Raw genomic sequence first — 9678 nt, 5'->3', positions numbered from 1 at the left:
CGTTCGAAGTAGATGCGGGACAGATCATCGGATGCCGCAGGAATGACTTTGACCGCGACAGTGCGACCGGCCTGCTGGATGTCGGCGGCCTGGAAAACGTCACCCTGGCCTCCGGCCCGCCGCGTGTTCGCGATCTCCACGTACCGCTCAGCAATCACCTGCATCCAAAGTCCCCGTCCGCTCGACCGGAGAGAGAATACTGGCTGCTGCCGACAGAGCTGGGCGAACGCGCAGCCACTGCCCGGCAAATGTCGATCCGCGTCTCCGCGGGAGCAGCGTTGCCTGGCACCGAGAGCGCGTGAGCAGACATCACGAAATGCGGGCTGGAGCGCGGCGTGCGCGCCCGCTGTCCCGATTCGTCGATGTAGGCGCGATAGCCAGGTTGGGCCACCTTGGTGAGGCTAGACCTCTCACCGGACAGTAGAAACCGGCTGCTGTGCGTGCCGTGTGGATCGTTTGGGGTAACTCCGTCTGTCGGCAGCAACAGCTTGTGGATGAATCACAAAGGTGTCATTTAGGCTGTGGATAAAGCCTAGGTCGGACGCCATCGCAGCACGTCAGGCCCTGTGGGCAGTTATGAACTCTCCGTTTGGTACAGAACCATCACGTTGTTTCGGCGCGTCGCGATGTCGTGCCTGTCGTCTTCTCGACCAGGAGGTCGGTGCGCTCACAGGCGGTTACCCCGAGAGAGCCGACATGGCTATCTGTTGCGCACCCCGAAGCCGCCAGAAGCCAACAGTTTTCGATGGTGTCTCAGCTGAACTCTTGCATCACGCCGCCGCCTGGACAGTGACAGTTGGTTGCACCCCGGTTTCCTACGCTTCTGACATGACATTCGAATGGACACCCGAACTCCAGCTCCAGGCCGCGCAAAACGCCCTCGCCTACGTCTCTATCGTCCAATTCAGTCGAGCGACCAATGACGCCGCCGGCCGCGACGCAGTGCTCACATCGGTGCTCAACGACTTCACCGACGCAGGCGTCTCGGAGGAAGACGCCATGTCCCAGCTGTTCTCGGGGCTGACTACGGTCGCGAACCTCGCCGTGGAGGTAGGGGCCAGGAGGTCCGGCGTGAGCCCAGGCCATTCTCGAAGAAATGGGTGCGCTTCTTGCCCAGGTGGGCTAAGCCCGCGCTGGCCACGAGAAACCGGCCAGGAGAACCTCGGCCACCACATTGCCGATGACTGCCGACTTGTCGGTGCCGAGCCATGAGCCCTATGTCTGTACACGCCCATTAACCGCTGGCCTTTGCAGCACAGGCGGACCAGTTAGTCGCCAGTGCGGAAATGACGACAGCATTGAGACGAACGAGCGGTCAAGCGTGCACGATCCCGAAGCCAGAGGACATCGATGCGGTCGATCCCGTCGGCCGACTCGTGACATGAACAGCAGAGCGTCGGTGAGCGCGCGGTCGCGCCGGCAACATGAAGGCTCAGGTATTCGATATAGACGACACCGGATAACCCGGACCCGCAGGCACGCCGTACGACATCAGCGCGCACCCGGTGCCAGCGTTGATGAACGCCGGCCACCTGCTCGCCGCGTATCCGCGCTTCCATCCGATGTCAGCCGCGTCGACTATCCTGGAGGGACTCCATTGAAGGTGGTGTTCCGAGTGACCGAGCTGCAGAAGGCCAAGCGCCGGGTGAAGGCCGTGCGGGCGATCCGCCGTAGCACCGAGCTTGAAGGTTCCCGCAGCACCAACGCCACGCGCGCCGACCAGGTTGCCTACGCCCGTGGAACCATCACCGCCGCTGAGCTGCGCGATCGCGTTCGGCGCCGGTACAACCTGACGTAACCGAGCCTGGAGTGCCGCATCCCTGGGATACCGGCGATCTCGAACAGAATTGGCGGGGCTATTTCATTCCTGGCACGAACGTTCTGAGGAATCGTGTCGGTGCCCAGACAATGGAGGCGCTGCGGGACGCGGAGAACGATCTCGTCGAGGCGCGGGTTATCGAACTTCGTGAGGCCCCCGAAATTCTGGGTGACCGTACATATGATTTGTCGTATCTGCGCGCGATCCACCGTCAGCTCTTTCAAGACGTGTACGTCTGGGCGGGTGATCTGCGGACAGTCGGCATCGAGAAGGGCGGCGAGTCATTCTGTCCCCCGGGCAGCATCAGCCAGCCGATGACTCATGTCGCCGCTGAGGTTCACCGGCTCGATCGGCTTAGGGATGTTCCCGAGGCTGAGCTCGCCCGCACCGTCGCCTACCTGTACGACTACACGAACTTTGCCCATCCCTTCCGCGAGGGCAACGGCCGCTCCACCCGCGAGTTCTTCGACCTCCTCCTCTCAGAACGCGGCGCCGGCCTCGACTGGCAGAAGACCGACTTGACCGAGTTGCACAGCGCGTGCCACGCCGCGCGAGCCGAATCCGACCTCGCAGGGCTGACAGCGATGTTCGCGAGAATCCTCGACGCTGACCCTGCATACGATTTCTGATCGGGCAGGGCGGCTGCCTGGCGTCTTGACTCGACCGCCGCTCGTGGACCTCGGCAATAGCCACGGGTCCTGCGGACGCGGCGGCCGTCGCTGAACGATGAAAAGTGTTGTCGCTATTAGTGTCCCTTCAGTTCACGGTCGAAGGGTGATCGTCGGGGTGGCAATGAGATGCCTCTGATCCGTGCTCGGCTCGGGCCGGGTAGCCCTGGACGGCCTGGTGGTGATGCGCAGGGCCGAGGAATTGCGGTCTTGGTCCTAGAACGCTGGGACACTCCCCTGCCCCCAGGCGACACGCCCCAAATTCATGGATAACCGCTGGTATCCACGAAGAGCTCCGATGGATCGCTGAGGCGCGCACCACGCAACTGGCGGAGCCAGAACCGACGACAAACGGACCCAGCCGACTTGACGAAGCTAAGCCGCACAACGCCCGCACGACGACTTGGCGGCACGTCTCGGCAATGTACAAACAGTGGTATCCAAGCTGGACATCTGGCCGGCGCGACACGATGCACTGACCCAGCTACCGACTGTCTCCGAACAAGAATTCGTCGATTGCCAGTTCGGTAGCGGTCTTCGTCACCTGACTATTGGGACTCGCTGGATGCGCATCGGGCGGTTCTTTCGGACCATGGTTCACAACAGCATCGAGTAGTCGGAACGCGGCGGCCCGTACCCGCTGATCGATCGTTTTGCGTCGCACACGCTCGGCTAACGCGTCGAGCAACTCCACACACGCATCGATATCGACAGCAGCCGTCGCATAACTCTGCGGCTCCGCGAGCGATGGCCAAGACGGCCACGCCAACGCCGAGCGCGGCACCTCAACTACGCGCACCGCCAGCCCCGCTCGGGCCGCTGCTTGACGTTCTGCATATGCGCGGCTACGGCAGTCATCCGAGCACCAGATGCGCCGCCGGCCTCGCCGTTGCGGATCGGTCTGCGGCGGCAGTGAGTCACCGCATCGAGGGCATTTTGGATTCTGCGACACCCCTCAATACTAATTGCGTCAAACGAAAATATATCGTTTTGTGACCTAAGTGCATGAGGTGTGTGGTGCGAAGGGGTCAAAGCGGGAAGCTCCTGGTGGACCTGATGCGGTAGGGACGGTGGGAGAAACGCAACGGTGGGAGAAAAGCAATAGTGAGCGCAGACACGACGAATCAGGACGACGACGTAGAACCGCGGTGAGCTCACAGCTGGGAGGCGTACGGGTTCGGCGGAGTGAGCGCGCCAACGCAGCAGACGCGGCGGCGGCTTGGGCGCCGAATAGCTCGAGAACGAGCGAGGGCGCTGCGGCACCGCACGGCTGCAGTTAAGGCATTGAACGCGATGCTAGTTAAGCGGCGAGAGCATCGGCGGTGCGCCGCAGATCTGATTGTCCCAAGCCCAGGCCCGTTAGCACTCAGGTGTAGCCGCGACAACAGAGGGCACCGCGCACGACGAGACGGAATTAGCGGTGGCGGAGGTCGTTGAGACGCCCAATCATGCGGGTGTTCCTTCTGATGGGCAGGTCCGGAGTGCGGCCGTCGCGGGCGCCCAGTAGTTCGTTCGGCGAGACAAGTTGGGCGTCGGGGAATCCGGGCCATATGACGCGCGACGACCTTTGGCTGTCAAACCAGTTGAACATCGTTGGGAGTGTCGTGCCCGTGGATCCCGCTGCTCATTGATTGTCCCGGGAGTACACCGTAAGGAAGGGGCGTTGCTTGATCTCGATCAACAAGCTCGAGTCACCTGGGTCTTCCCATCGGGCGGGTCTGGTCTGCACGGGATTGACGGGTCTGCCAAGGCGGCGCTCGGCGCGATCGGCAGCGTCGAAGACCTCCAGCCGACTGGTGTCGCCGATGACCAAAACGTCGATGTCGTTAGGCGGGGGTCCGGGCTGGCCGGCGTAGCGGGCTGCCCAAGATCCGAAGATGACGATCTGCTCGGCGCCGAGGAGGTCGGCAAATTCGTCGCCGATGATCTGGTGAGGTCCGAAGCTGAGCAATGCGAGCTGGGTTAGAGGTCCGGCCGCGGGATGATCGAGGTTAGCCGACACCAGTCGGTTCTTGCCCTGCCGTCGATCGGTCAGGAGGTCCGCGGCAATGAGGCGTTGGGCCTCGCCGTGGAGGCCGGCTTTAGATACACCGAGATCGTTGGCGAGATCGGTGAGCGTGAATTCCTCGCCGGGACGCAAAAGAACCCGGCTGAGCAGCTCGCCCTGCAGGCGGGAGCGGAAGATCGGAAGCAGCGCCGGCGCTTCAGTTCGCATTCTGCAATCAGATGTTCGCTAATACCGAACAGTCAAGGCAACGCGCGAACACGTGCCCACGAAATACGTACGATTTTGAGCGCCATCTAGCCACCGCAGACGGCAGATTCACCGCCTCGGCATCCTCAAAGGCGCACCGATCTCGTACAGCGAGCCGCAGAGAACATCGGGACCGGCTCGCGCCGAAAGCCTCGACGCTGGCCGCGACCGCCCGCGCCGACGCGTGGTTCACTTAGACGCTCAGGATCGCCATCACGACGCGGGTCACCCGCGTGCGCTCACGCGGCGGTACTTCTCGGCCGGGACGAGCAGCGCGATTTCGCGCCCGTGCCGGGTGATGACAAAGGTTTGTCCCTGTTCCACCTCATCGATGATCCGGCCGAAGTGGCGGCGTAGTTCGGTCACGCTGACTCGTGGCAACGAAGGATCGATCATCAGCCGCTACAACAGGTGGGATGCAGGGACGCGCGACGGTGGCGCGTTGCCGCGTCCCTTCTCGGGTGGACCTTCAATGTCGATCGCGTGCGTTGCGTGGAGACTGGACCTGACCAGAGCACCCACGCTCATTCCGAGCGCCTGGGCGGCAACCTCGAGGGCCGCTTTTTCCGCTGGCAGAAACCAGACGCCGACGAATTCAGTGCGGCGACGAACGCCCGACGAACCCATAGGACCACCCGCCTTTACAGTGCGTTTTATATAGCTGAACTATAAACGTTGGACTAGTACTGCAGACGTAATGCCTCGGCGCGCCGTAACTGTGTGCGTGCCCACGCGACCCAGTCAAAACGATCCTGAACGTGCCAGAGCCTGGGCGGCGGTCCGCGAGGCGGTTGGGCGCCGCATTCGGGATCTCCGTCTTGAGCGCGGAGTGACTCAGGAGGAGCTTGCTCTTTCCGCGGACATCGACCGGTCGCTGCTGATTGACCTTGAAAAAGGCCGCCGCAGTTTACTGTTCGAGCGCTTGTACGACCTAGCGGCGGCACTCGGTGTGCCGATCTCAGAGATCGTGCGAGATGATCCCGTACCGCCATCCTGAAATCAGGCCGAAAGCACCCAGCACACAAGCAGATTGAATTTCGACATTACCGAGTGGCCGGCTGCCTTAGCCTGGGCCGGCGCCTCGCGGCTAGGGATGCCGGCAAGCGTCTTTGGCGATTGCATCGCTTGCGCCGCTGGGGCTCCCGGGCACGATCGGCAACAGTTCTGGGGTGGAAGGCCCAAGCCCCGTCTCCGGTGTGCGTAGGTGGTCGACTGCAGAGCTGCACGTTCAGAGACGCCTTATGTGTCGACGTCCGAAGCTACAATTGACGAAAAGCGTTGCAAAATCTTGTAACTGAACAAGATGAGCAACATCAAGCAATAGGTGAACAGTAAGAAAGGCAGGCGGGTAATGACGTCGGAAGAGGAATTGCGCGCGATAGTGGATCCACCCGTTGACAGCCCTAGATGGCCTAGCGATGACGGCGAGCCGCTGGATCCGATCTCGGCAGCGGTGAAAGGCGCACTCGCGCATTGGCCAGCGGTCATGGATCACAGGCGGCGCGACCGTGCAGCAGCCGCTGAGGACTTGGCTATCGCGCTAGCGAAACATCGACAGGATGGCGATGATTGCCCAACAACGTCAGTTTGAAGACTGATAGCCCGTGCGTGATCATTGCCGGGTGGAGTGGGCATGCGTTGACCGCGGTGCATCGCATCCTGCCAAAGAGCTCTAATCACAACTGTTCCAGCAACCGATGACCACCGAACAGCATGGGGGCTCGGGCAGTGCCAATGAGTCTGCGTTTGAGGTCGCCGGTACGGTCTGTAGCGGAATTGACGAGTCGCTGTCAGCTGACGACGTCAGTGTGGATTCGTCGATTTCAACCGGATTCAGGGGATTGTCGCCCAGTTGGGCCAAGCCACAAAATCTCGAAGCTGAGGAGCGCCCCGGCGGCGATTTGATCGAGGCCGCGCGTAAACGCGCGGTGCTCGCCTCCCAAATCGCGTGCCACCACTTTCGGCTGCTAGCCGCGCTAAAAGCAGCAGCCGAGTATGCGCGCCGTAAGGACGACTTAAATGCCTTCGAGGATCTGGACTACCAGCGCACAGTGGTAGCCGCGTTCTCCCGACGGGTAAGCAGCGAGGCTGATAATGCCCATGCTGAGTGGCTGGGCCTGAGAGACAGCTGCAGGGCGTGACTTGAAGGCCAATTTGTTCGCCCCGTCACAGTGATCCAAGGCGGACCGGAAAAGGCCAACTGTGAAGATCGATGCCCTCCCAAGTCGGCCTTAGGGGGATTTGAAGACATCGTGGTCTCCGACACGACGCCATCGGCAGCGCAACTCGGCATCGACGGTAACCACTTCGAAAGTGGCTCGCCCGTCGGGACTGGCGAACGACCACGTCATTTCCAGGACACCTGGCGCGGCTTGCACGGACTTGACGCGCAGTGACCGCGGCCATGGGGTCGCCGGATCTGCCGCGTAGGCATCGCAGGCTGGAATGAACTTCGTCTTCACCACGTCACGGAAGGCTGTTCGGTGCTCGGCCTTGAGCTTGCGATAGTCCGCATCGAACGCCGGTGTGGTCTCGAACTTCACGACTCGAGCTCGGCGTCGGCCGCCGCTTCGTCGGCCTGGGCGTCGAGCTGATCGAGATGGTCCAGGAAGGCGTCACCGTCATCGTGAACGGTGACCCGTCCGGCCGCCACGTGCTCGTCGACCTCCTTTTCCCGCTGCTGCCAGCGGTCCTGCCAAAACCAGCGTTGATCAGCCGGGATCGGCAGCGCGGGCCGAAGCTCCAGAACCCCGTCCTCGCGTTCGGTGATCTCGACTTGTGCCCCCGCCTCATCGAGATGCAGACGCCGACGAACCTCGGCCGGCAGGGCCACCACACCGCGGCCCTGGACCGCCACGAAACCATGAAATGCCATAGCTCATTGTGCCGGACGGGCTGCTTAGCCGTAAAGCAGTAATGCCGCAAAACGGAATTACCGATAATCTGCGTATGGTCAACCGGTGAGGGACGCCTACCGACCAGATCGTTCGCGCATGATGGATCTCCACGCAGGGGTCGTGCCCGCGAGCGGCAGTACCGCGGGAAAATACACGCGTCGCCCGCGACGACAACAAGAACCAACAGCGAACCAGAAAGCCCGGATTTGCTGCGAAGGCCCAAGTGGCCTGGCAAGCAGTCGATACGTCACTGTGACGGTTTAGACGCCCAATCCGACTGTGCGCCAGTGTGTTTCGTCATGCTTCATGAACAATCTACATTATCCATGAGACAGCTACCCGGGATCTCTTTGGTTCAGCCGTCGGCCTCACCTACCACCTGACCGACGGCCGGGTGGTGCTATGCGATCGCATCGGCGACATCGGTGAAGAAACCCAACGTAGTTAAGGGGACGGATGCCCGACGTCACAGTCGCGGCCATGCGCCTCTACCTCCGTGACGACGGTATAGCCGTCCTAGCCGTCCAACTAGGCCTCTGCCATCGGGTGTTGTCGCACAACCTCGGGCGTTAGAGGTCGTCCTCCCCGATTCGGTGGACGTGGATCAAGTTGGTCGACCCTACTGTGCCAGGTGGCGCGCCGGCGACGATCACCACCAGGTCACCCCGCTTGTAACGGCCCAGCTCGAGCAGCGATTTGTCGGCCTGCCGGATCATCTCGTCGGTGGAATCCATGATCGGGACGATGAACGTCTCGGTGCCCCATGTCAGCGCCAGCTGGCTGCGCACCTCGGGCCAGGCGGTGAACGCCAGCAGCGGCAGCGGGGTGTGCAGGCGCGCCAGTCGCTTCACGGTGTCACCGGACTGAGTGAAGGCGACCAGCGCCTTGGCGTCGAGCCGCTCGCCGATATCGCGGGCGGCGTAGGAGATCACTCCGCGCTTGGTGCGCGGCACGTGGGTCAACGGCGGGGCGGCGGTGGAATTGTCCTCGACCGCGGTCACGATGCGCGCCATCGTCCGGACCGCGGCCAGCGGGTACTTCCCCACCGACGTTTCGCCGGACAACATCACCGCGTCGGCGCCGTCGAGCACGGCGTTGGCGACGTCGGAGGCCTCGGCCCGGGTCGGTCGCGAGCTTTCGATCATCGACTCGAGCATCTGGGTGGCGACGATGACGGGCTTGGCGTTCTCCCGGGCCATCTGAATGGCCCGCTTCTGCACCAAGGGGACCTCTTCCAGCGGCAGCTCCACACCCAGGTCGCCGCGGGCCACCATGATGGCGTCGAAGGCCAGGACGACGGCCTCGAGATTGTCGATCGCTTCGGGCTTTTCCAGTTTGGCGATCACCGGCACCCGGCGTCCGACGCGATCCATCACCTCGTGAACCAGCTCGACATCCGCCGGCGAGCGCACGAAAGACAGTGCGACCAGGTCGACGCCCAGGTCCAGGGCAAAGATGAGATCGTCGATGTCCTTTTCCGACAAGGCCGGTGCGGACACGTTCATCCCGGGCAACGACATGCCCTTGTTGTTGCTGACGGGGCCACCCTCGGTGACAGTGCAGATCACGTCGTCGCCATCGATGGCGTCGACGATTAACCCGACCTTGCCGTCGTCGACCAGAACCCGGTCACCGACCACGGCGTCCGTGGACAACCTCTTGTAGGTGGTCGACACCCGGTCGTGGGTGCCTTCGCAGGCCTCGACGGTGATCCGGATCGTTTCCCCGTCGGCCCAGTAGGTGGACCCCGTGGCGAAGCGCCCGAGCCGGATCTTCGGGCCTTGCAGGTCGGCGAGCACACCCACGGCGCGCCCGGTGGCGTCCGAGGCGGCACGCACCCGCTCGTACGCGGTTTTGTGATCGGCGTAGTCGCCGTGGCTGAAGTTCATTCGGGCGACGTCCATTCCGGCCTCAACCAGGGCCAAAATCAACTCGTCCGACTGAGTTGCAGGGCCAAGGGTGCAGACGATCTTCCCGCGTCGACGAATAGCCGACCGACTGTCACCTGTTTCGTGTGTCGCCGATGCCCGCAGCGCATCC

At 62.6% G+C, this 9678-nt stretch carries 10 protein-coding genes; 5 read left to right on the top strand and 5 right to left on the bottom strand.

Annotated features, from left to right (window positions below):
• Positions 1–828 precede the first annotated feature (828 nt).
• The 3 genes from SKC41_RS28625 to SKC41_RS28615 all read left to right on the top strand — a co-directional run bounded on the left by SKC41_RS28625 (position 829) and on the right by SKC41_RS28615 (position 2448).
• The gene (locus SKC41_RS28625) at positions 829–1212 is read left to right on the top strand and encodes a hypothetical protein (protein ID WP_330981065.1); all 384 of its coding nucleotides are present in this window, start codon (positions 829–831) and stop codon (positions 1210–1212) included.
• A 403-nt stretch (positions 1213–1615) separates the two neighbouring features.
• Positions 1616–1798 carry a hypothetical protein gene (locus tag SKC41_RS28620; protein ID WP_145010566.1) on the top strand — a complete coding sequence of 61 codons (183 nt, stop codon included), beginning with the start codon at positions 1616–1618 and terminating at the stop codon, positions 1796–1798.
• Positions 1799–1809: 11 nt separating this feature from the next.
• A complete protein-coding gene (locus tag SKC41_RS28615; RefSeq protein WP_330981064.1) occupies positions 1810–2448 on the top strand; it encodes a Fic/DOC family protein in 639 nt (212 codons plus the stop codon).
• A 1663-nt stretch (positions 2449–4111) separates the two neighbouring features.
• Here SKC41_RS28615 and SKC41_RS28610 read toward each other — a convergent pair.
• Both SKC41_RS28610 and SKC41_RS28605 read right to left on the bottom strand, forming a co-directional pair.
• Positions 4112–4702, bottom strand: coding sequence for a nucleotidyltransferase domain-containing protein (locus SKC41_RS28610; RefSeq protein ID WP_330981063.1), 591 nt, complete (start codon positions 4700–4702; stop codon positions 4112–4114).
• Positions 4703–4966: 264 nt separating this feature from the next.
• The gene (locus SKC41_RS28605; protein WP_330981062.1) at positions 4967–5107 is read right to left on the bottom strand and encodes a type II toxin-antitoxin system Phd/YefM family antitoxin; all 141 of its coding nucleotides are present in this window, start codon (positions 5105–5107) and stop codon (positions 4967–4969) included.
• 436 nt (positions 5108–5543) lie between these two features.
• On the opposite strand from SKC41_RS28605, the gene SKC41_RS28600 reads away from it, so the two are divergent.
• Positions 5544–5738: a helix-turn-helix transcriptional regulator gene (locus SKC41_RS28600; protein WP_442931854.1), complete on the top strand. Its 195-nt coding sequence runs from the start codon at positions 5544–5546 to the stop codon at positions 5736–5738.
• Positions 5739–6438: 700 nt separating this feature from the next.
• Positions 6439–6882 carry a hypothetical protein gene (locus SKC41_RS28595; RefSeq protein WP_330981060.1) on the top strand — a complete coding sequence of 148 codons (444 nt, stop codon included), beginning with the start codon at positions 6439–6441 and terminating at the stop codon, positions 6880–6882.
• Positions 6883–6972: 90 nt separating this feature from the next.
• Here SKC41_RS28595 and SKC41_RS28590 read toward each other — a convergent pair whose 3' ends face one another.
• The 3 genes from SKC41_RS28590 to pyk form a co-directional block, all read right to left on the bottom strand.
• On the bottom strand, positions 6973–7284 hold the full coding sequence (locus tag SKC41_RS28590; RefSeq protein ID WP_330981059.1) for a hypothetical protein: 312 nt from the start codon (positions 7282–7284) through the stop codon (positions 6973–6975).
• Positions 7281–7616 (bottom strand): AbrB/MazE/SpoVT family DNA-binding domain-containing protein, encoded by a 336-nt coding sequence (locus SKC41_RS28585; RefSeq protein ID WP_330981058.1) that lies wholly within the window; start codon positions 7614–7616, stop codon positions 7281–7283. The genes SKC41_RS28590 and SKC41_RS28585 overlap by 4 nt, the downstream gene beginning before the upstream one ends.
• 591 nt (positions 7617–8207) lie before the next feature.
• Positions 8208–9626: a pyruvate kinase gene (gene pyk / locus SKC41_RS28580; protein WP_330981082.1), complete on the bottom strand. Its 1419-nt coding sequence runs from the start codon at positions 9624–9626 to the stop codon at positions 8208–8210.
• Positions 9627–9678 lie beyond the last annotated feature (52 nt).

The sequence above is a fragment of the Mycobacterium sp. 050128 genome, assembly GCF_036409155.1.
Lineage (GTDB): Bacteria > Actinomycetota > Actinomycetes > Mycobacteriales > Mycobacteriaceae > Mycobacterium.
Note: the sequence above shows the minus strand (reverse complement) of the source record. Positions and strands in the feature narration are given on the sequence as shown.